The following is a 20,608-nucleotide window of genomic DNA, read 5'->3' as shown; positions in this document are numbered from 1 at the left end:
CATAAATGTCATCTGGGGAGGCATTTATGGGGGTTACTGGCGCGTGCCGCCGGGCCGCCGCCGGGCTGCTGCCCGCCGGCCCTGACCTGGCCAGCATGGCCCGCCAGCCGGGCCGGAACCTGGTTTCCGGGGTCACCGTCGCCGTCGTGGCGCTCCCGCTGGCACTCGGCTTCGGCATGGCCTCCGGGCTCGGTGCCGCCGCCGGGCTGGCCACGGCGATCGTCGCCGGAGCGGTGGCGGCCGTCGCCGGGGGCTCACACCTCTCGGTGACCGGGCCGACCGGGGCGATGACCGTGGTGCTCGCGCCGATCGCGGCGAGCCACGGCCCGCCGGGCGTCCTCACGGTCGGGCTGCTCGCCGGGCTGGTCCTCCTGGGCCTGGCGATCGCGCGGGCTGGCCGGTACGCGCGCTACGTGCCGGCCCCCGTGATGGAGGGCTTCACGCTCGGCCTGGCCGGCGTGATCTTCCTCCAGCAGCTCCCGGCCGCGTTAGGCGTCGCGTCCAGCGGCAGCCCGAGGGTGCTCGTGCTGGCCGCCAACGCCGTACTGGACTTCGCGGCCCACCCCCGCTGGCCGGAGATCCTGCTGGCCGGTGCCGTGGCCGTCACGATGCTCACCGGGGCCCGGTGGTGGCCGGCCATCCCGTTCTCGCTGGTGGCCGTGACGGCGGCGACGGTCGCGGCGAAGGTACTCGGGCTGCCGGTCGCGCACATCGGCCAGCTGCCCGCCACTCCCCCGGCGCCGTCACTCGGGTTCCTCGACCCGGTACTGGCCATCGAGCTCCTGCCGTCCGCCCTGGCGATCGCGGTACTCGCCGCGCTGGAGAGCCTGCTGTCGGCGACGGTCGCGGACAACATGTCCGGCACGAACACCCGGCACGACCCCGACCGCGAGCTCTTCGGGCAGAGCCTCGCCAACCTGGCGGCACCGCTGTTCGGCGGGCTCCCGGCCGCCGCCGCCGTGGCGCGGACCGCGGTGAACGTCCGTTCAGGGGCGACCACGCGGCTGTCGGCCCTCGCACACGCCCTCACACTCGCCCTGATCATGCTCGCCGCCGCCCCGCTGGTCGCGGAGGTGCCGCTGGCCGCGCTGGCCGGGGTACTGCTCGCCACGGCGATCCGGATGGTGCAGGTCCGCACGGTGCGGTCGCTGGCCAAGGCCGGCCGGTCGGACGCCTTCGTCCTCGGGCTGACCGCCGCCGCGACCCTCGCGCTGGACCTCGTGATGGCCGTGATGGTCGGCGTGCTCGCCGCCGGGGCGCTGGCCCTGCGGACGATCACCCGGACGGTGCGGGTCGACCCGCTGCGCGCTGAGGAGCACATCGTCGCGTACCGGATCGACGGGCCGCTGTTCTTCGCGGCGGCCGAGCGCTTCGTCACGGAACTGTCGCGGGTGGCCGACGTGCGCGTCGTGATCCTGCGGATGTCGCGGGTGTCCACAATCGACGCGACCGGCGCGCTCGCGCTCCGCGACGCGATCCGCCAGCTCGAACAGGGCGGGATCAGCGTCTACATGTCCGGCATCCGGCCGGAGCACCACCGGGCGCTGACCGCGCTGGGCGTGCTCGACCGGCTGCGGGAGGCCGGCCGGCTGTTCAGCGGGACATCGAAGGCCATCATGGCGGCCAGGAGCCAGCTCGAGTAACTGGGGTTGGGCGGGCAGCCCGGCAGGCGCGGGCCTACCCAACTCCAGTGAACTCTCCTAGAATGGCGGCGCGGCCATCGCTGGGCTCGAGAACCTCCCCAGGCTCACAGCACCTAGCGGTGGCCGTTTCCCGTACCCCGGTACCGGTGCGTTTGCCCGGTTCACGGGGGTAGGGGGATCTAGCCTGCTTATGTGGGAGCTGGCGAGGAAACAGCCGGTACGGTGATCATCGCCGGGGTCGCCAACCTGGCGATCGCCGCGGCGAAGGCTGCCGCCGGGGTGCTCGGGGGCTCGGCGGCGATGCTGTCGGAGGCCGCGCACTCGGTCGCCGACACGGTCACCGAGGTGCTGCTGTTCACCGCGCTGCGCGCCGGGGTCCGGCCGGCGGACGCGCGGCACCCCTTCGGGTACGGGAAAGCGAACTTCTTCTGGGCCTTCCTGGCCGCGGTGGCGACGCTCGTCGCCGGGGCAGGCTTCTCGATCACGCACGGCCTGCACACGATCAGCCACGGCGAGGAACCTGGGGACTTCACGCTCTCCTACCTGGTGCTGGGCATCTCGTTCGTGATCGAGGCAGTGTCGTTCGGGCGGGCGGCGCGGCAGGTGCGGCGCGAGGCTCAGCGCTGGCGCGTCCCGCCGCTGCGGTATCTGCGGCACACCCCGGACACCGCGGTGAAGGCCGTGACGCTGGAGGACACCGCGGCCCTGATCGGCCTGGTGCTGGCCGCCGCGGGGCTCGGCCTGACCGAGGTCACCGGCTCGCCGGTGTGGGACGGGCTGGCCTCGGTGGCGATCGGGCTGCTGCTGGTGGCCGTGGCGCTGGTGCTGGCCCGGGCGAACGGCTCGCTGCTGGTCGGGCGGGCACTGCCGGGCCCGCTGCGCGAGGAGATCCGGGCGGTCCTGGAGGATCTGCCCACCGTGGAGGCCGTGGGCACGCTGCTCACCATGCAGCTCGGGCCGCGTACCGGGCTGATCGCGGCGAAAATCAATTTCCGGGACGACGCGACGGGTGCGCGGATCGAGGCGGCGTGTGAGGAGGCCGAGTTCCAATTGCGGGCGAAATTCCCGGGAATCGAGTACATATTCCTCGATCCATCGCCTGATGCCAAGTCCCCGGGTTGAGGTCTACCCTCTACGTCCATGATGGAGCGCGAGAATTACGTCCGGCACGTGCTGGAGCTGTTCGCCGGATACGGTGACGCCGAGGCGATCGTCGCGGATGACCGGCGGGTCACCTTCCGGGAGCTGCACGATGGCATTCTTGGCATAGCCAGCCAGTTCAACCCGGGAGTCGCAGTCGGTGTGCTGGCGAGCACCGCGCCAGAGGCCGTGATGCTGCAATTCGCGGTGCATTTGCTGGGTGGCCGGATCGCCTGGATCGCACCCAACGCCCCCCGATCCTTTCAGGACAGTTTTCTCGTACGGGCCGGTGCGGACGTATTCGTCTACGACGAGCACGCGGCTGGCGCACTCGGTTCCGAGATGGCCGGAGCCAGTGGCCTGCCGACCTACAGGCTGCACGAGCTGGCCGCGCACGCTCCTGCCGGGCTGCCGGAGGGCGTGACGACCGAGCCGCAGGCGCTGTACCAGACGAGCGGCACGACCGGCGATCCGAAACTCGTGCTGCACGGTGAGAAGTTCTTCAACACCGCGCTCGCCTTCGCCCGGCACTACAAGGCCTCCGGCGAGCACGCGATGAAACACCTGTCGCTCGCCGGGTACTGGGTGATGAGCACCCAGATGCCCGCGCACATGGCCATGCTGACCGGCGGGACGTACTACACCGTCAGCAAGTTCGTGACGGCCGAGTTCTTCGGCCTCATCGCGAAGGAGCGCATCACCGACACGCTCCTCACCCCGCCCCTGCTGTACTTCCTGCTCGACCACCCGCTGACCGCCGAAGCCGACTGCACCAGCCTCAGGCGGGTCAACGTCGGCGGCGCGCCGGTGGCCGCGAGCAGGCTCCAGCAGGCGATCGAGCGCTTCGGCCCGGTCATGCGGCCCGCGTACGGGATGAGCGAGGCCCCGATCATCGCCGCCTACCCCGGCATCCCCGCCGACCCGGTCGTCCTCGGCTCCGTCGGCCAGCCGTACGGCGACCTCCAGCTGGAGGTCCGCTCGCCGGAGGGCCAGCAGCTGCCGGCCGGCGAGCCGGGCGAGGTGTGGCTGCGCGGCGGCGTGATGATGTCGGGGTACTGGGGGCAGCCGGAGCTGACCGCCGAGACCATCGTGGACGGCTGGCTGCGGACGGGTGACTTCGGGTACGTGGCACCGGACGGCAATCTCTTCCTGCTCGACCGGGTCAAGGACATGATCCTCACCGGCTGGGGCTCGACGAACGTGTACGCCCGGCCGGTCGAGGACGCGCTGGCCGCCCACCCGGCCGTGCACGCCGCCGCGGTCGTCGGGGTGCCGAGTGCCGAGTTCGGCGAGGTGGTGCACGCCTACGTCGTCCCGGCGGCCGGGGCTTCGGCGACGCCAGAGGAGCTGCGCGAGTTCGTGGCGGGCAGGCTCAACGGGACGTGGGCGCCCCGGGAGGTGGAGTTCGTCGCCGAGCTGCCGCTGACCGGTACCGGGAAGGTCGACAAGAAGCAGCTGCGCGCCTGGCGGGCGGCGAGCCAGGAAGCCGGAAAGGACAGCACTCCGGCCGCGTGAAATCGACTGGCGTCGACGCTTGACAGGAGGATGGCTCCGGCTTAATCCTTACCAGGTAAGGAATTCCGATCATAGAAGGGATGATCGCCATGCGTGAGGTCGAGCCCCAGATCAAGGACCAGGTCGCCCAGCTCCGCTTCGAGGCGGAGCCGCAGATCAAGGACGCCCCGCTTCCCGAAGCGCGCTAAATAAAGCAGCAGGGCAGGCTCTCCCGATGGAGGGCCTGCCTTTTTCGTCCCCCATTCCCGCCGTATCCGCCCCCTTCCGCCCTGGCCAGCCGGGCGCGCGGCTCCCCGCTGGCCCGGATGGGGCCGAGTTGGCGGTAAAGGTGCCACTACCGGTACCAGGAAAGTCGTCAAGAAACGGCTGCGCGCGTGGCGATCGGCGCATCACAAGTCTAAAAAGGACAGTTCGCCACCGCCGCGAAATCTCTTCACAGCCGGCGCTTGACACGAGGCGGGGCCGAGCCTAATCCTTACGGGGTAAGGAAAAGCTCGATCATAGAAGGGATGATCGTTATGCGTGAGGTTGAGCCTCAGATCAAGGACCTCGGTTTCCGCGAGGTTGAGCCGCAGGTCAAGGACCTCGGTTTTGAGATGGAGCCGCAGCTTAAGGACGCCCCGCTTCCCGAGGCGCGCTAAATAAAGCAGTAGGGCAGGCCCCCGAAAGGGGGCCTGCTTTTTTCGTCCCTTTTTCGTACCCGGCTCCACAGAGGTCACACATGGATCACCGCCCGCTGGTACTGGTGCTGCGTACCGGCACCCAGGACGCCAGGGAATACCTCCTCCGCTCGATGTCCACCCGGTACCGGCTTCATCTGGTGTCGAGCCTCGACCCCTCCTGGGAGCGGGAGTATCTCGACGGGTGGACTATTCACGACTCCCGTGACCCCGCCCAGGCGCTCGCCGTCGCGGCCGGCATCGAAGGCGTCAGCGGCGTCCTCACGTGGGACGAGGCCCGTGTCACCCAGGTCGCGCACATCGCCGACGGGCTGCGGCTGCCCGGGGCCGGCCAGCAGGCGGCCCAGTGGTGCCGCGAGAAGAACCTGACCCGGCGTGCGCTCGACGCGGCCGGAGTACCCCAGCCGCGCTCCGTCTCGGTGTCCGGCGCGGACCAGGCCGTGGCCGCGGCCGCCACGATCGGGTACCCGGTCGTGATCAAGCCGAACGACCTGCTGGCCAGCATGGGCGTGATCAGGGCCGCCGACGAGGAGGAGCTCCGGGCGGCGTACACGCAGCTGACCGGGTACAAGGTGGGCGGGCTGCCCGACTACGTGTTCCGGCCGCTGGTCGAGGAGTGCGTCACCGGCGAAGAGATCAGCGTGGACAGTGTCCTGTTCGAGGGCGAGCTGACCGTGCTGTGCGTCGCGCGGAAGACCACCGGGTACCCGCCGTACTTCGCCGAGGTCCAGCACATGGTCGACAGCCGCGACCCGCTGCTGGCCGACGCCGAACTGCACGCCTTCCTCCAGGCGGCGCACCAGGCCGTCGGGTACTCCAGCGGGGTCACGCACACCGAGATCATGCTGACGGCCGAGGGCCCGAAGATCATCGAGATCAACGGGCGGCTCGGCTCCGGGCTGATCCCGTACCTGGCGCTCGAGGCGATCGGCGTCGACATCGGCCTGGCGGCCTGCGACACGGCGTGCGGAGTGCGGCCGGTGCTGGGCGGCGGGCTGGGCCGGGTGGCCGGCATCCGGTTCCTGCACCCGGAGCAGCCGGGCACGGTGGTCGAGTCGATCCGGTTCGACGAGGCGGCACTGGACCCGGCCGTCGTGTCCACGTTCCTCTACGCCCGCCCCGGCTCGGTGGTCTCGCCGCCGGACGGCAGCGGCCACGGCCGGATCGGCTACGCGGTCGCGGTCGCCGGCTCGGCGGAGGAGTGCCAGGCGGCGCTCGACTCCGCCGAGGCCGCCCTCCTGATCAACAAGTAGCTCCTCGCTACTCGCGCGGTCCGGATCGGGCCACAGCGATCGCGGCCACGGTCACGAGCGCGATCCCCCCGATCTGGACCGGCTGCGGGAGCTGGCTGAGCACGACGGCCCCGATCACCAGCGCCAGGGCCGGTTCCAGGCTCATGAGAGTGCCGAAGGACGCGGCGTCGAGGCGGCGCAGGGCGAGCAGTTCGAGCGCGTACGGGACGACGGGCAGCAGCAGCGCGAGGAAGAGGCCCTCCAGCAGCAGGCCGGGGCTCAGGTGCGCGACGGTCGCGCCCAGCCCGAACGGCAGGGTCGCCAGCGCCGCCACCGGCATCGAGATGGCCAGCCCCTGCAGGCCACCCAGGTTGTCGCCGACGCGCTGGGTCAGCAGGATGTAGACGGCCCAGCAGGTGCCGGCCCCCGCCGCGTAGGCGAACCCGAGCAGGTCAGCCCCGCCCTGCCACGGCTGGGTCACCAGCAGCACGCCGCCGAAGGCCAGCACCGGCCACAGCGCTCCCCACCGGTTGCGGCCGCGCCCAGAGCTGCTGAACAGGCCGACAGCGAGCGGCCCGAGGAACTCGATCGCGACAGCCGTCGCCAGCGGGATGCGCTCGATCGCCGCGAAGAACAGGACGGTCAGCGCGCCGCTGGTCACGCCGAGCATCGCGGCGGCCGACAGGTCGGCACGGCGGAGGCTGCGGAGCCGTGGCCGGGCGATCACCAGGAAGATCACGCCGGCCCAGGCGAGCCGGAGCCACGCGGTGGCCACCGGGCCGATCGTGGCGAACATGCCGGTGGACAGGGCTGCGCCGAGCTGTACGAGGCTCATCGAGGCGATGGCCAGCAGCGCTCCGGGGTTGACCCGGGCTGCCGTGGCGGAGGGTGCGGTCATGCCCTCCATGGGAACCCGGAATGATCATTCACGTCTACCGGCTAGTTGTGGATGGACAGTCCAGCATTCGTGAACAATCGAGGGCATGGACACCCGGTTACTGAAGACTCTGGTCGAACTCGACTGCCTGGGCACGATGCGCGCGGTGGCGGAGGCGACTGGCTACGGCACGTCCGCCATCTCGCTCCAGCTCGCGGCCCTTGAGAAGGAAGTGGGCGCTGAGCTGCTCGAACGCAGCGGCCGGGGCGTGCAGTTCACCCCGGCCGGGCGTACTCTCGCCGAGCACGCGAAGGGCATCCTGTCGGCCGTCGAGGCCGCCAGGGCCGCCGTCCGGGCGAACGCCGAGCCCTCGGGGCTGCTGCGGGTCGCCGCGTTCGCCAGCGCCCTGTCCGGCAGCATCCTGCCCGTCGTCCGCGAGCTGGCCGTGAGCCATCCGGACCTGCGCGTCGAACTCCAGGAACGCGAGCCGGTCGAGGTGACGGAGCTGCTGGCCACCGGGCGGGTGGACCTCGGGTTCGTGTACGACTACTGCCTCGTCCCCAAGCTCCAGCACAACGGGGACACCGTGGTCGAGACCTGCGCGACGCCTCTCGTGCTCGCCGTACCGGCCGGGCGGATCCCGCTGTCTGCCATCGACTCCCCCGCGCAGCTCTCCGTCCTGGCCGGCTGGCCGTGGGTGGTCAACTCGCGCGGGGAGGACGACGCGGAGCTGGCCAGCCGGATCTGCGCGCTGGCGGGCTTCGCGCCCCGGATCGCGCACCGCGCCGACAGTCTCGGGCTGGTGCTCGACCTGGTCGGCGCGGGGCTCGGCGTCTCGGTGGTGCCGGGGTTCGTCGCGCCGCGTGAGGACGTCAGCCTGCTCCCGATGCCCGGCGTGGACGCGCGCCGCCGGATGTTCGCCGTGACCAGGCCAGGCCGGCAGTCGTGGCCGGCGGTCGCGCTGATGACGCGGCGGGTCACGGAGTACACGGGGGTCCAGGAGGTGCGGGAGGCGCGGGCGGCCTGACGGAGGGGACCGCTGGAGGCGGGCGGGCCGGGGGCTTGACGGCTGGCGGGGGCAGGTGGCACGATCTTGCCGTTGCAATAAATGCACACGCATATAACTTCCGGAGATGAACCCGTGGCCCCTCGCTCCTTCACCTTCCTGCTCGGCAGCGCCCGGCAGGACGGCAACACCGAACTGCTCGCCAGGGAGGCGGCCAGCCACCTCCCCGAGGGCACGCCCCAGACCTGGCTGCGGCTCACCGACCTGCACCTGCCGCCGTTCCAGGACCTCCGCCACACCGGCGACGGCACCTACCCGCAGCCGGAGGGCCACGAGAAGACCCTGTTCGACGCGACGCTCGGCGCGACGGACCTGGTGATCGCGACCCCGCTGTACTGGTACACGATGTCCGCGCCGGTCAAGGTCTACCTCGACTACTGGTCGGCGTGGCTGCGCGTGCCGGGTGCGGACTTCCGGGCGAACATGGCCGGGCGGACACTGTGGACGATCACCGCGCTGAGCGGGGCTGCTCCGATGGCCGAACCGCTGGCGGGAACGATGAAGCTGACGGCCGGGTACATGGGCATGCGCTGGGGCGGGCTGCTCCTCGGCAACGGCACCCGGCCGGGCCACGTGCTCGACGACGCCGAGGCGCTCGCCGCGGCCAAGACGTTCTTCGCCGGCTGAGCGTCACCGGCCCGTGGGTACAGTGGCTTCATGATCACTATCGCCACGCTGCGGCCTGAGGACCGGCCGGCCTGGGAACGGATGTTCCGCGGCTACATCGCCTTCTACGAGCGCACCGAGCCCGACGAGATGTACGAGAAGGCCTGGAACGACTTCCAGGACGGCACCCGGGTACACGCCCTCGGGGCCTACGTGGACGGCGAGCTCGCCGGGATCACCCACTTCTTCATCCACCCCAGCACCTCTGGCCCGGACCTGTGCTACCTCCAGGACCTGTTCACCGACCCGGACGTGCGCGGCAAGGGCGTCGGCCGGGCACTGATCGAGGCTGTCCGCGACTGGTCGGCGGCCCGGGGCTGCTCCCGGTTGTACTGGCACACGCAGGAGCACAACGCCACCGCCCGGGTGCTGTACGACAAGGTCGGCGACCTCACCCCGTTCGTCAGGTACGCCATCACGCTGTAGCCGTGCGGGGGGCGGCCGTGGTGCCGCTCCCCCGCCTGGTCAGCGTGCTGGCGCTGGTCGCGTCCGGCCTGTATGGACAGCCGGAACGGTAGGATTTCCGGCATGTTCGCTGGGCGGAGACACGAGCTGGCCACCGCTGCCGACCTGCTCGGTGAGGCTGCCGGTGGCGCGTTCCGGATGCTGCACGTGACCGGGGCCGCCGGGGTGGGTAAGACCGCTGTGGCCGAGAAGATCGCGGTACGGGCGGCCGAGCAGGGGTTCCGGGTCGTGTGGGGCCGGGCGCGGGGCACGGACCCCGCGCCGCCGTACGCGTTGTGGGCGCAGGTAGCCGCCGTGCTCGGCGAGCCGCTGCCCTGGCTGGGCGGCAGCCCGGCTCCGGACGTGCCGGCCGCCCAGGCGAAGGCCGCCCTGCTGCACTCTTTCGCCGGGTACGTGCGTGCGGCTGCCTCCGCAAGCCCGCTGCTGGTGGTGCTCGACGACCTCCACGAGGCTGATCCGGTCTCGCTGACGCTGGTGGGCGCGCTCGGGAACAGCCTGGATGACTGCCGCGTCATGGTGGTGACGACGCAGCGGCCCGCCGGCCGGATGGCGGAGGTCAACCAGCACGGCACGGTCATGGCGATCCCGCCGCTGCTCGTGGCCGAGGTCGCCGAGCTGGTCGCCGGGCACCGGCCGGAGCTGGAAGCCTGGGCTGTGTACCGGGCGGCCCTGGGCAACGCGTACCGCACGACCGAGCTGCTCAGCCGGCCAGAACAAGCGGGCAGGCCCATGACGGCCCGGCTGTCCACGCTGGACGCCGACACGCGGAGTGTCGTGGCCGCAGGAGCTGTGCTGGGTCAGCAGCCAGCGGCGCGGGTGCTCGCCGTCATGACCGGACTGCCACCGGGCAGGTTCACGATGGCGTGTGCGCGGGCTGCGGAGGCGGGGTTGCCCGGCGAGGAGGTCTATGCGGCAGTCCCCCGCACCGAGCGCCTGGCCTTGCACCACAGGGCGGCTGAGGTGCTCGTCGTGGCCGGTGGCAGCCATGCGGAGGTTGCGCATCACCTCCGGAAAGCTCTGCCGGAGGGTGATCCCGCACGGGCCACCGAGTTCACTGTGCTGGCCGCCCGGGCGGCGCTGCCGCTGCTGGCGCCGGAGAACGCGATCGGGCAGTGCGACGCTGGCCTGGCGGCCATCGGACGTTACGAGGGGCTGCCACAGCTGCGTGCCCGGCTGCTCGCCGTCCGGGGCGAGGCCTGGGTCGCGGCTGGCGATCCAGGACGCGGCATCGAGGATCTCACCGAGGCCATCGCCATCAGCCACAGAGCAGATAATCCGGTACTGGCGGCTGAAGCGGCCCTGGCCCTGCCGCACACCCCGGAGCTCTCACCTGTCGTGCGCCAGGTGCTTGGGCTGCTGGGCAGCCAGGCTCCCGGGCTGCGGGCAAGGCTGCTGGCCTGGCTGGCCAGCGCCGTACCCGTCCCGGCGGAGCAGCGGGCACTCTTCGGCGAGGCAGCCGGCACAGCGCGGCGGCTCGACGACGGGCCACTGCTCGCCGGGCTGCTGCATGCCCGGCTCTCGGTCCTCTGGGCACTGGAGCCGCTGGAGGACCGGCTGTCCCGCGCTACGGAGATCGTCGAGCTGGCCGTCCGGCACGGGCTGGTCAGCCGCGAGCTGGACGGGCGGCTGTGGCGGCTGACGGCTCTGCTCGAAAGCTGCCAGGCAGCGCAAGCCGGGCGGGAGCTGGCCACGTACGAGGCGCTGGCGGAACGGACGGGGCATCCCGGGTTCCTGTCTCGGGCCGGGTCGGCGCGGAGCATGATGCTGGCGCTGGCCGGGCGGTTCCGGGACGCGGGCATCGCCGCGCGTGCGGCCCGGGAGCACGCCGTCGCGTTCCGCTCGCCTGGTGTGGAGGATGTGTTCGCGACGCAGATGCTGCCGCTGACGTGGGCTGCGGGTGGGCGTTATTCGGTCGAGTTCGCGCCGGGGCCGGGGGCGCCGCTGGGTGCGCCGCTGGTGGAGTGGCTCGGCGGGAACATCGACGCGGTCCGGTCGATGCTCGGCGAGTTCCACGAGGGATTCGGGACGGCTGGGCCGTTCGGCTGGGCGCTGCTGGCCGAGATGGCGTTCATGGCTTCCGACGCCGTGGTGGCCGCCGAGGCGTACCGGCTGCTGCTCCCCAGTGCAGGCCGGGCCGTCGTGGCGGCCGATGCCAGTGCGTGCCTCGGGTCGGCCGACCGGTACCTGGGGTTGTGCGCGCTGACGGCTGGGGATGTGGAGGGTGCCGCCGGGTACCTGCGCGCGGCGGTCGCGGCCAACGAGCGGCTCGGTGCCGTCGCGTACCGGGCAGCCAGCCAGGCCGACCTCGCGACAGCACTGACCCGCCGGGCCGGTGACGGCGACGAGGCCGAGGCCGAGAAACTCGTCGCGGCGGCGCGGGCGACGGCCGCCGAGTACCCGATGGTGCGGCTGGCCCGTATCTGGGCCGAGCGAAGCTAGGTCAGAGTGCGCCGACGTCGAGGCGGGTCACCTGGCCGTCAGCCACGGTGAACTGCCAGAACGTGCTGAACGTCCCCCACTGGGCCGACGTGAAGGCGCCGGTCAGGTAGAGCCCGCCCTCGCCTTCGGACTGGACGTCGAGGGTGCCCTCGCCCCGGAAGATCTCCCGCTCGGCCCACGTCGTGAACTCGTGGGCCGTGCCGTCGTCGGTCAGCTCCGCCTCGGGGGCGAACGCCGAGAAGAACGAGTCACTGTCCTTGTTGTTCATCGCGGTGACGACGGTCCGGACGACCGGGTCGCTGAGCTGGGCGGCTTCCACGGCCATCTCCTCACACGTCTGCGGCCTCACGGTGTGCGGCCTTCGCGATATGCGGCGCGTAGCACCAACATACGGGGCAAACTTTGACCATGACGGCGGAAACGGCGGGAATGCGCCATCGGCGGGCACTGGCCATCGCGCTCTGCATCTCGGTGACCGTGATCGTGATCGAGGTGATCGGCTGGCTGTTCACGAAGTCCCTGGCGCTGCTGGCCGACGCGACCCACCTGGCGGTCGACTCGTTCGGCGTGCTCATGGCTCTGGTCGCGGTCACGCTCGCGGCCCGGCCGCCGACGCCCCAGCGCACCTTCGGCCTCCAGCGCGCCGAGATGATCATCGCCCTGTTCAACGCGGTACTGGTGACGGCCGTCGGGCTGTACATCCTGGTCACCGCGATCCGGGGCCTGCTGGAGCCGCCGGAGGTCGCCTCGGGCTCGATGCTCTGGTTCGCCCTGGTGGCGACGGCTGGCAACGCGGTCTCGGTACTGCTCCTGATGAAGGGGCAGGGCGAGTCGCTGAACGTGCGGGGCGCGTTCCTCGAGGTGCTGTCGGACATGCTGGCCGCCGCGGCGACGGTGGTCGCGGCCCTGGTCATGATCTTCACGGGCTTCCAGCGGGCCGACGCCATCGCCGCCATGCTGATCGGCGTCATGATCATCCCGAGGGCGTACGTGCTCGGCCGGGAGGCGGTGCACGTGCTGATGGAGGGCACGCCGAGGGACGTCGACCTCGGTGCCCTGCGGGCCAGCCTGCTCGCCGTGCCCGGCGTGGCCGGGGTACACGACCTGCACGCGTGGACGATCACGTCGGGCGTGCGCACGGCCTCCGCGCACATCACGGTCGAGCCGGGCGCCGACCAGGAAGCCGTCCTCAGCGGACTGCACGCGGCGCTGGGCTCCGGCTACGACATCGGGCACAGCACGTTCCAGCTCGAACCGGCCGGATTCTCGGACCCCAGCCCCGGGCATCGATGAGTACCCTTGCGCGGTGCAGAAGAAGATCCCAACTCTGATCGAGTCCTTCCAGAACCGTACCGAGCAGTACAAGGAGCGGGTCCCGCACCTCGCGGACCTGTGCGAGCTGATCGTCTCCGAACCGGGCCTCGCCGCGCCGGTCGCCGAGCACGGGACCTGGGACAAGCCCAACCGGCTGTTCTCCGCCGTCGAGTACCTGCTGGCGAAGAATCCCGGGCACCCGCTGTCCACGTGGGACGGTGACGTGCGGGGGAACTTCCGGGACTTCGTGGCCCGGTACGAGAAAGAACTGTCCTTGATCTGTGCCAGCCGGAAGGCGCGTGCCAACGATCCGCTGGTCGCGGCGATGCTCCGGCCGGGCATCGGCTTCGCGCAGCACTGGGCTGGCGACCGGGAGCTGGCGCTGGTGGAGCTGGGCGCGGCGGCCGGGCTGACGCTGATGCTCGACCGGTTCGGCTACCGCTACGGCGAGGCGGGGCTCGACACCGGCCGGCCGCTCGTGCTGGACATCGAGGTCCGTGGCGAGTCCGTGAGCTACCTCGGCGAGCCGCTGCGGATCGGCCAGCGGATCGGCATCGACCTCGACCCGATCGGCATCGCGGACGCCGACGAGATCGCCTGGCTGCGGGCCTGCTCCCACGACCTGCCGGGGCAGCGCACCCGGATCGACCAGGCGCTGGCCGAGGCGGAGGAGGCCAGCCCCGAACTCGTCGCCGGGGACTTCATGGCGGAGCTGCCAGGTGTGCTCGCGGGCATCCCGGATTGCCGGGTGCCGGTCGTCTACGAGGCCAACGTGATGTGCTGCCTGGAACAGCGGGCCGAGCTGCCCGGCCTGCTCGCCGCGGCAGGGCGTGACCTGGTCTGGGTCAGCAAGGACATGCCCAAGTACGTGCTCGGCCTGTTCACCGGGGATGATCTCGGGGAGTTCGCCGAGGCCCACGGGCTGGTGACCGCCGTGACATTCCGGGCGGGCGAGCTGGAACAGGTACAGGTGCTGGCCGAAGTGGACGGATTTGGTCGATGGATGCGCTGGACGCCCACCGTGGTGCGCTGAGGGAAGCTGCCCGGTTCAGCCAGTACTTCGAGGTTCTCCTCGACGGCGATCCCGGTGACTGGCGGCCGGTCAGCGGCCTGTACTCCGGGGAGCTGACCGGCGAGCTGATCGCGGCCGTCGGCGAACGCCTCTGGGATCCGCTCCCCGGCCGGATGCCCCGGGCGCCCGGCGAGCCGGACCGGCGGATCGCGGCCTCCCTGATGTTCCAGGGTTACGCGGCCAAGCTGTGGTCACCGCTGCTGGCGTGCGTGGTGACCGGCGGGGTACTCCCCCGGCTCGGCCCGGGCGGGCTGTCGTGGCGGTACCGGACCGGTGAGCCGGTGAGCCTGCTGGCCGCGGAGGTGAGCGCCGGGGAGCCGGACGCCGCCGGGCTGTACTCGGCTGTCGTGGCCGATCATCTCGTGCCGCTGGCCGAGGCCGTCCAGGCCACCGTCCCCGTGAGCGGCAAGGTGCTGTGGGGCAACGCCGCCTCGGCCCTCCACGGCGCGGCGGGGATGCTGGCCCGCTCCGGACATTCACCGGCTGCTATCGTCGCGCAGGTACTCGGCACGGGACTCCTGGCCGGCACGACGACCGGGCTGCCGGTCACGGCGGGATTCCGCCGCCGGAGCTGCTGCCTTTACTACCGCGTTCCTAACAGTGGCGGTACGTGCGGGGATTGTGTCCTGCGGACTGTACGAAGTGGCTAGTAACGCGTTACGGTCATTTCCGCTACACCCCGCTCAAGGAGGACACAATGCACACTGACGAGCTGATCAGGTCCTGGAAGGACCCGCAGCTCCGCCCGGCGGGCCCTGCGGGCCTGGGCGCGCACCCGGCAGGCGACATCCTGGTCCAGGCCGAGCCCTCGCCCGGCGCGCGGTCCCGGGTGCTGGCAGGCAAGATCGGCGAGACCGGTCACTACGGGCCTTCCACTCACTCGATCACCTTCGACCGGTGCCCGTGCAACCCGGACACGGCCGACGACGACTGGTGGGTCTGGTAACAGTCCGGGCGCGGACTGTCGGGTATCCGATTCTGCCCAGCGGCGGCCAGCGGGGGGCCACGGGGCCGGTCGGGCCTGGTGAACAGCGTGAACGGCCGGGCCGGAGGCGGGCACAGCCCCCCGGCCCGGCCCTTGTCGTGTCATCGGCCTTGCGGCAGGATGCCGGGCCGACTGGGTAACCTCGCGCCCATGCAGATCAGCTCGCCAGCGATCATCGGCCGCCAGGCCGAGCTCGCGGCCCTCGACAGTGCGCTGCGGGCGGCCGCCCGCGGTGAGGGCCGGGCCGTGTTCCTGCTCGGCGAGGCTGGCATCGGCAAGTCCCGGCTGACCGCCGAGGCCGCGGGGCGGGCGTTCGCCGTCGGCGTGCCGGTGCTGCGCGGCCGGGCCACGGCGTCCTCGGCCACCATGCCGTTCCGCCCGCTGGCCGAGGCGATGTCCTCGCTGGTCCGGGCCAGCGGGCCACCACAGCATCCCGAGCTGGTGCCCTTCCGGCCCGCGCTGGCCAGGCTGATCCCCGAGTGGCGGTCGGAGACCGGCCCGGCGGCGAGCCTGGCCGAGCTGGCGGAGGCGCTGCTGCGGCTGTTCGGTGCCGTCGGCTCCGGTACCGGGTGCCTGCTGATCCTGGAGGACCTGCACGACGCGGACGCCGAGAGCCTGGCGGTCATCGAGTACCTGGTCGACAACCTGGCCGGCCTGCCGGTGCTCCTCCTCGGCACGCTCCGCCCCGAGAACTGCCCGGCGCTGACCCTGGCCCGGTCGGCGGCCCAGCGCCGCGCGGCCGAGGTCGCCGAGCCGCGCCCGCTGAGCCTCACCCAGGTCGGGCTGCTCGCGGCGAGCTGCCTGGGCGTTGCGCCCGGCTCCGTGCCCTCCGGCGTGGTCCGCCTGCTGGCCCGCGACTCGGGCGGCAACCCGTTCGTCGCCGAGGAGCTGCTGGCGAGCATGGTCGGCTCGGGGGTGCTCTCCCCCGGTACCTCGGGCTGGGAGCTGCGGGGCGAGCTGGAACCCGCCCTGCCCGGCTCTGTGGTCACCAGCATCGCCGACCGGGCCGGGCGGCTCGGCCAGCAGGCGCACGACCTGCTGCGGGCCGGCGCGGTGCTCGGCCAGCGGTTCGCGCTCCCGGTGCTCCAGGCCATCACGGGCCTGCCGGACCGGGCGCTGCTCGCCCACCTGCGGGCTGCCACCGAGGCGCGGCTGATCGCACCGGACGAGACGCGGGCCGACTGGTACGCCTTCCGGCACGCCCTGACCGCCGAGGCGCTGCTGGCCGGGCTGATGCCCGCCGAACGGGCCGCGTACGCCCGGCAGGCTGCCGACGCGATCGAGAAGGCCCACCCGGGCCTCGAAGGCGACTGGTGCCAGCGGGCAGCGCGGCTGCGCCTGACGGCCGGGCAGACAGCCGAGGCCGCCGCGCTGCTGGCCGACGCCGGCCGGCGGGTGCTGGCGACCGGGGCGAGCACGTCGGCGCTGGCGCTGCTGGAGCAGGCGTACCAGCTGCGCGAGGATCCGGCCACTGTGGACAGCCTGCTGCACGCGCTGGCCGACGCCGGGCAGTACGACCGGGCGATCGAGCTGACCAGCACGCTCGGCCTGGTGTCGGGGCCGGAGGCGATCGGCCAGCGGGTCCTGCTGCACAGCCGGCTCGGCTGGGCGCTGGTGTCGTCCGGCCGGCCTGAGGACGCCGAGGCGCAGGTCAGGATCGCGCGGGACCTGCTGCGGCTGAGCGAGCCGGAGTGCAGCCCCGAGCACGAGGCCGCGGTGGACGTCGTGGAGGCCCGCCTGGCGTTCATGGGCGCCGGGCAGCGCGAGGAGCGGATGGCGACCGCCGAGCGGCTGGCCAGCCAGGCCGCCGGGGTCGCGGAGCGGGTGCCCCTGCCGGAGGTCGCGTGCCAGGCCTGGCAGGTGCTGGCCGGGCTGGCCCGGCGGCACGGGTACGAGGAGGCCGACGCGTACCTGGAGAAGATGCTGGCGATGGCCGAGCGGCACGGCCTGCACGCCTGGCGGGTCGACGCGCTGCTGCGGCTGGGCGCGAACGAGTTCATGCGCACCGGCGAGTCGACCCGGCTGCACCAGGCCATGCAGGCGGCGCAGCAGCTCGGCTCGATCGTCCTCGGCGCGTCGATCGACGTGAGCCTCAGCCTGCACTCGCTGCTGCGCGGCGACTATCCGGCGGCGCTGGAGGCGACGACCCGGTGGGAGGACGCCGGGGCCAGGCTCCAGAACGCCGCCGACCACCAGGTGGCGCTGTTCGTCAAGGCGACCGTCGCCGCGCACCAGGGCCGCAGGCAGGCGATGGAGGCCGAGCTGGCGACCCTGCACAAGCTCGGCGGGGAGCAGGCGCAGCCGGGCGCGCTGGTCCTCGGGCTGTGCCGGGCGGTGTGCGCTCTGCTGGAGGAGGACCTGCCGCAGGCCAGGCGTGATCTCGACGAGGCGCTCGCGTGGGAGCGGGAGAACCCCACTGTGTACTACCTGGCCGGCCAGTACGGCCTCCGCCTGCTGGCCGAGGTGCACGCCGGAGCGGCAGGCTGGCCAGAGCACGAGGCCATCGCGGCCACCCCCGCGGCCCGGCTCCGGTGGAACCAGCAGTTCGTCCTGTTCGCCGAGGCGATCCTGCTGGGCCGGTCGGGCAAGCCGGCCGAGGCCGAAGCGGCGTTCGAGGCGGCGATCGCGGCCGCCGAGCCGTTCCCGCTGGCCGCCCACCTGGGCCGCCGGATCGTGGCGGAGGCGGCCATCGCCGGTGGCTGGGGGTCGCCTGCGCTGTGGCTGCGGCCGGCCGAGGAGTACTTCCACCGGCTCGGTATCCCGGCGGCCGCCAACGCCTGCCGGGTCCTGCTGCGGCAGGCCGGGGCGAGCGCCGGGCAGCGGCGTACCGGGCACGACCAGATCCCGGCCGCCCTGCGCGACCGGGGCGTCACGGTCCGCGAGTTCGATGTGTTCGAGCTGCTGCCCGACTACTCCGGTAACAAGAGCATCGCGCAGCTGCTGTTCATCTCCCCGCGCACGGTGGAGAAGCACGTCGCCTCGCTGCTCGCCAAGACCGGCCTGGCCGACCGTGCGGCGCTCAGCGCCTACGCGCGCGAATGTGCTTCCTGACCAGCCACAAGCGAGCGTTCTCTTCGCGCGCGGCCGGGGGCTGGACGGGTTTCGCCGGCCGGGCTGGCACGAGCGCCGGGCTCGGCGGCAGGGCCGTGCTCTCGTTGAGCGCGAGGTCGAAGACATTGCGGAGGATCGTCGACATCTTCGTGTCGGTCAGCAGCGCGCCCGTGAACGACATCGACGAGGCGGAGAAGGCCCAGCCGTTGCCCTTCTGCACCAGGCACATCACGGCCCCGCCCGAGGCGCAGCCGTGCGCGCCGACCGCGAAGATCTCTTCGGGGAACGCCTCGCCGTCGCCACCCAGCAGGTTGTCGGTCTCCAGCCCGCTGGCCGGGCCGTTGTAGCCGAAGGCGCCGAAGGTGTCGCCGACGTTCAGCCCGGTACCGGTGAGCAGCGGGTGCTGCTGCGTGACCTTGTACGGCCCCCAGGTGTAGTCGGAGCAGGCGTTGTAGTTGGTGCCGACGATCTGTGAGGCCGGCAGCCCGTAGTCGTCCCACAGGTCACGGGCGCCGTCGGCCCTGCGGAAGATCACCTGGCTGCGGTCGGCGCTGTAGGAGACCCGCTCGAAGATGCCGTTGCCTCCACAGTAGATGATCTTGCCGCCGGAGTCCTGGTACGTGATCAGGGCCTGCCGCATGGCCGGGCTGTAGTACTCGGGGTGCGAGCCGAGGACGAGGCCGGTGTAGCTCTGCGGCAGGCTCGGGTTCGCGTCGAGGTCGGCGTCGGCGTAGACGTCGAAGGTCAGGCCCTCGCGGTCCATCCACATCAGCAGGTACAGGTCGGCGTTGAAGAAGCCCAGCGGCATCGGGCGGTTCATGGACAGCACCCGCTGCTTGAGCAGGTCGGCGCTGTACTGGCCGTGCCCGCCCCACTCGTTGTACGCGTGGTAGGTGTTCGTCGGCAGCAGCACCATGAACTGGCCCTGCGGGCTGCCGGGCTTCACGATGAACGGCAGCAGCTGGCTGATCCCGTGCTTGCCGGTCACCTCGACGGCGTACACGCCGGAGCGCCAGGTCACAGGGACCGGCACCGACAGGTTCTCCGTCCAGCCGCAGCCCTCGATCCGGTAGCCGGGCTGGAGGAACTGGAACTGGCCGGGGAAGGTCTGCGGCCCCCACACCGCCGGCACCTCGCCGGAGGAGTCGCCGAAGCGCAGCACGGTCGCCGTGAAGGAGTCGAACGTTGTCGACACCGCGAACCTGGCGACCTGTCCCTTCCCGACACTCAGCGGCGTCGCGTAGCCCTGGAGCGCGCTGAACCGCTGCACCGTCCAGCCGGTGCCGACCGTGACGTCGTACCCAGCCCAGTTCGGACCGCCGTCGGAGGCGACCGTCAGCGGGTTGGCCAGCCGGAACCACTTGAGCGTGTTGTCGTACTGCGGGACGTGCTGGAAGTCGGGCTGGATGCCGTAGAAGGTGCCGCCCATCCCGGTGAACAGCTCGATGTTCGGCGTCGGCAGGCTGTAGCCGACCCCGCCGGGCCGTTCGTCGATGATGATCTTCTGGGCGTTGTTGGCCCACGCTCCCCCGCTGTACCGGAACCAGGCGAGCCCGACCAGCATCTCCGCGTAGATCACGCCACCGGAGTCGGCCGCGACCCAGCCGGAGAAGTTCCAGCCGTTGCCGATCGGCTGCAACGGCGGGAGCGCCCCGCCGGTGAACTGGGTACGGAACAGGATGCCGTCGTGGTCGATCGCGTAGAGGATGCCGTCGGGCCCGCCGAAGACCCGGTCGAACTGGTCCCAGCCGGTGGCCAGCAGCGTGCCGCCGTCGGCCCAGAAGCCGAAGCCCTCGTTGAGGTCGGTGGTGACGTACTGGTACCGCCACAGCTCGCCGTTGCCGCGCAGCGCGAAGATGGAGCCGTCGGCCGCCGCGCCGATCCACATGGTGTTCTGCCAGCCGGTGCCGATGGCCCGGCCCCCGCCGCAGTTCAGCCAGTCGAAGGCCCCGCTGAACCAGCCGGCGTGCCGCCACCAGAACAGGACCCCGTCGGCGCGGACGGTGTAGATGATGCCGTTGCCGCCGCCGAACATCCTGATCCAGTACTGCTCGGCGTCGTACTTCACGGCCGGAGCCGCGCTGGCCGGGTCGAGCCAGCCGCGCGGCGCCGCCGTCACGATCCCTGCGGCCAGCGCGCCGCCGAGGAAGGCCCGCCGCCCGCAGGGAACGGACCCCGCGCCGGGGCGGGGTCCGTCCTGCCTGGTCACACCTTCGCGGCCGGCTGCGCGGCGGCGTTCACGTCCTTCGCTGCCGTCATGTCGACGACCCGGGCCTCCATCGCGTTGTTCTTGATGGACTCGATGCCCTTCAGCGCGCTGGCCTTGTTGTCGTACGCCTCGCCGACCGCGATGATCTCCCCGTTGCCCGCCTTGAGCCGGAAACGGTACTTGCCAGACTTGTCCTCGTAGACCTCGAACTTACCTGCCACGGAAAGCCACCCCCACACACGTTCGCCACTGCG

General features: G+C 71.8%; 18 protein-coding genes. 14 read left to right on the top strand and 4 right to left on the bottom strand.

The window, feature by feature from the left end; genetic code table 11:
- The first annotated feature begins 26 nt into the window (after positions 1-26).
- From A3G1_RS0126565 to A3G1_RS0126540, 5 genes are all read left to right on the top strand, one after another.
- Positions 27-1,643 (top strand): SulP family inorganic anion transporter, encoded by a 1,617-nt coding sequence (locus A3G1_RS0126565; RefSeq protein ID WP_018352538.1) that lies wholly within the window; start codon positions 27-29, stop codon positions 1,641-1,643.
- 192 nt (positions 1,644-1,835) lie between these two features.
- Entirely contained in the window at positions 1,836-2,765 is a 930-nt protein-coding gene (locus tag A3G1_RS0126560; RefSeq protein ID WP_026212547.1) for a cation diffusion facilitator family transporter, read from the top strand.
- Positions 2,766-2,783: 18 nt separating this feature from the next.
- On the top strand, positions 2,784-4,298 hold the full coding sequence (locus A3G1_RS0126555) for a class I adenylate-forming enzyme family protein (RefSeq protein WP_018352536.1): 1,515 nt from the start codon (positions 2,784-2,786) through the stop codon (positions 4,296-4,298).
- Between the two features lie 518 nt (positions 4,299-4,816).
- Entirely contained in the window at positions 4,817-4,939 is a 123-nt protein-coding gene (locus A3G1_RS42150) for a hypothetical protein (protein ID WP_281167860.1), read from the top strand.
- 80 nt (positions 4,940-5,019) lie between these two features.
- Positions 5,020-6,231 carry an ATP-grasp domain-containing protein gene (locus A3G1_RS0126540; protein WP_018352533.1) on the top strand — a complete coding sequence of 404 codons (1,212 nt, stop codon included), beginning with the start codon at positions 5,020-5,022 and terminating at the stop codon, positions 6,229-6,231.
- A gap of 7 nt (positions 6,232-6,238) precedes the next feature.
- Here A3G1_RS0126540 and A3G1_RS0126535 read toward each other — a convergent pair whose 3' ends face one another.
- The gene (locus A3G1_RS0126535; RefSeq protein ID WP_026212546.1) at positions 6,239-7,108 is read right to left on the bottom strand and encodes an EamA family transporter; all 870 of its coding nucleotides are present in this window, start codon (positions 7,106-7,108) and stop codon (positions 6,239-6,241) included.
- A gap of 85 nt (positions 7,109-7,193) precedes the next feature.
- Between A3G1_RS0126535 and A3G1_RS0126530 the strand changes: the two genes are divergently transcribed.
- The 4 genes from A3G1_RS0126530 (at position 7,194) to A3G1_RS0126515 (ending at position 11,723) form a co-directional block, all read left to right on the top strand.
- Complete coding sequence (locus tag A3G1_RS0126530) at positions 7,194-8,114, top strand: LysR family transcriptional regulator (protein WP_018352531.1); 921 nt, start codon at positions 7,194-7,196, stop codon at positions 8,112-8,114.
- 114 nt (positions 8,115-8,228) lie between these two features.
- Positions 8,229-8,780: a flavodoxin family protein gene (locus A3G1_RS0126525; protein ID WP_018352530.1), complete on the top strand. Its 552-nt coding sequence runs from the start codon at positions 8,229-8,231 to the stop codon at positions 8,778-8,780.
- A 30-nt stretch (positions 8,781-8,810) separates the two neighbouring features.
- On the top strand, positions 8,811-9,245 hold the full coding sequence (locus A3G1_RS0126520) for a GNAT family N-acetyltransferase (RefSeq protein ID WP_018352529.1): 435 nt from the start codon (positions 8,811-8,813) through the stop codon (positions 9,243-9,245).
- 102 nt (positions 9,246-9,347) lie between these two features.
- Entirely contained in the window at positions 9,348-11,723 is a 2,376-nt protein-coding gene (locus A3G1_RS0126515) for an AAA family ATPase (RefSeq protein ID WP_018352528.1), read from the top strand.
- Between the two features lies 1 nt (position 11,724).
- On the opposite strand, the gene A3G1_RS0126510 is transcribed toward A3G1_RS0126515, so the two are convergent.
- Positions 11,725-12,048, bottom strand: a complete 324-nt coding sequence (locus A3G1_RS0126510) for a hypothetical protein (protein WP_026212545.1) — start codon at positions 12,046-12,048, stop codon at positions 11,725-11,727.
- 83 nt (positions 12,049-12,131) lie between these two features.
- Here A3G1_RS0126510 and A3G1_RS0126505 point away from each other — a divergent pair, with 83 nt between their 5' ends.
- The 5 genes from A3G1_RS0126505 (at position 12,132) to A3G1_RS0126485 (ending at position 18,145) form a co-directional block, all read left to right on the top strand.
- A complete protein-coding gene (locus tag A3G1_RS0126505; protein WP_040479830.1) occupies positions 12,132-13,016 on the top strand; it encodes a cation diffusion facilitator family transporter in 885 nt (294 codons plus the stop codon).
- Between the two features lie 13 nt (positions 13,017-13,029).
- Positions 13,030-14,070, top strand: coding sequence for a DUF2332 domain-containing protein (locus A3G1_RS0126500; protein WP_018352525.1), 1,041 nt, complete (start codon positions 13,030-13,032; stop codon positions 14,068-14,070).
- The gene (locus A3G1_RS37005; protein WP_018352524.1) at positions 14,037-14,759 is read left to right on the top strand and encodes a (2Fe-2S)-binding protein; all 723 of its coding nucleotides are present in this window, start codon (positions 14,037-14,039) and stop codon (positions 14,757-14,759) included. Before A3G1_RS0126500 ends, A3G1_RS37005 begins: the two co-directional genes overlap by 34 nt.
- Positions 14,760-14,806: 47 nt before the next feature.
- Positions 14,807-15,055 (top strand): hypothetical protein, encoded by a 249-nt coding sequence (locus A3G1_RS0126490; protein ID WP_018352523.1) that lies wholly within the window; start codon positions 14,807-14,809, stop codon positions 15,053-15,055.
- A gap of 189 nt (positions 15,056-15,244) precedes the next feature.
- Positions 15,245-18,145, top strand: coding sequence for an ATP-binding protein (locus A3G1_RS0126485; protein ID WP_018352522.1), 2,901 nt, complete (start codon positions 15,245-15,247; stop codon positions 18,143-18,145).
- Here A3G1_RS0126485 and A3G1_RS37000 read toward each other — a convergent pair.
- Positions 18,114-20,354, bottom strand: coding sequence for a N,N-dimethylformamidase beta subunit family domain-containing protein (locus A3G1_RS37000; RefSeq protein WP_018352521.1), 2,241 nt, complete (start codon positions 20,352-20,354; stop codon positions 18,114-18,116). The genes A3G1_RS0126485 and A3G1_RS37000 overlap by 32 nt on opposite strands.
- On the bottom strand, positions 20,351-20,575 hold the full coding sequence (locus A3G1_RS36995) for a YegP family protein (RefSeq protein WP_051110687.1): 225 nt from the start codon (positions 20,573-20,575) through the stop codon (positions 20,351-20,353). Before A3G1_RS36995 ends, A3G1_RS37000 begins: the two co-directional genes overlap by 4 nt.
- Positions 20,576-20,608 lie beyond the last annotated feature (33 nt).

The organism is Longispora albida DSM 44784 (assembly GCF_000379825.1).
Taxonomy (GTDB): Bacteria; Actinomycetota; Actinomycetes; order Mycobacteriales; family Micromonosporaceae; genus Longispora; species Longispora albida.
This window is presented reverse-complemented; position numbering and strand designations above follow the sequence as displayed.

What these genes read in the sequence shown, in the direction of transcription:
- A3G1_RS0126565 (WP_018352538.1), top strand. Translation starts at nt 27, where the DNA reads ATGGGGGTTACTGGCGCGTGCCGCCGGGCCGCCGCCGGGCTGCTGCCC.
- A3G1_RS0126555 (WP_018352536.1), top strand. Translation starts at nt 2,784, where the DNA reads ATGATGGAGCGCGAGAATTACGTCCGGCACGTGCTGGAGCTGTTCGCC.
- A3G1_RS42150 (WP_281167860.1), top strand. Translation starts at nt 4,817, where the DNA reads ATGCGTGAGGTTGAGCCTCAGATCAAGGACCTCGGTTTCCGCGAGGTT.
- A3G1_RS0126540 (WP_018352533.1), top strand. Translation starts at nt 5,020, where the DNA reads ATGGATCACCGCCCGCTGGTACTGGTGCTGCGTACCGGCACCCAGGAC.
- A3G1_RS0126535 (WP_026212546.1), bottom strand. Translation starts at nt 7,108, where the DNA reads ATGACCGCACCCTCCGCCACGGCAGCCCGGGTCAACCCCGGAGCGCTG.
- A3G1_RS0126530 (WP_018352531.1), top strand. Translation starts at nt 7,194, where the DNA reads ATGGACACCCGGTTACTGAAGACTCTGGTCGAACTCGACTGCCTGGGC.
- A3G1_RS0126520 (WP_018352529.1), top strand. Translation starts at nt 8,811, where the DNA reads ATGATCACTATCGCCACGCTGCGGCCTGAGGACCGGCCGGCCTGGGAA.
- A3G1_RS0126515 (WP_018352528.1), top strand. Translation starts at nt 9,348, where the DNA reads ATGTTCGCTGGGCGGAGACACGAGCTGGCCACCGCTGCCGACCTGCTC.
- A3G1_RS0126510 (WP_026212545.1), bottom strand. Translation starts at nt 12,048, where the DNA reads ATGGCCGTGGAAGCCGCCCAGCTCAGCGACCCGGTCGTCCGGACCGTC.
- A3G1_RS0126505 (WP_040479830.1), top strand. Translation starts at nt 12,132, where the DNA reads ATGACGGCGGAAACGGCGGGAATGCGCCATCGGCGGGCACTGGCCATC.
- A3G1_RS37005 (WP_018352524.1), top strand. Translation starts at nt 14,037, where the DNA reads ATGGATGCGCTGGACGCCCACCGTGGTGCGCTGAGGGAAGCTGCCCGG.
- A3G1_RS0126490 (WP_018352523.1), top strand. Translation starts at nt 14,807, where the DNA reads ATGCACACTGACGAGCTGATCAGGTCCTGGAAGGACCCGCAGCTCCGC.
- A3G1_RS0126485 (WP_018352522.1), top strand. Translation starts at nt 15,245, where the DNA reads ATGCAGATCAGCTCGCCAGCGATCATCGGCCGCCAGGCCGAGCTCGCG.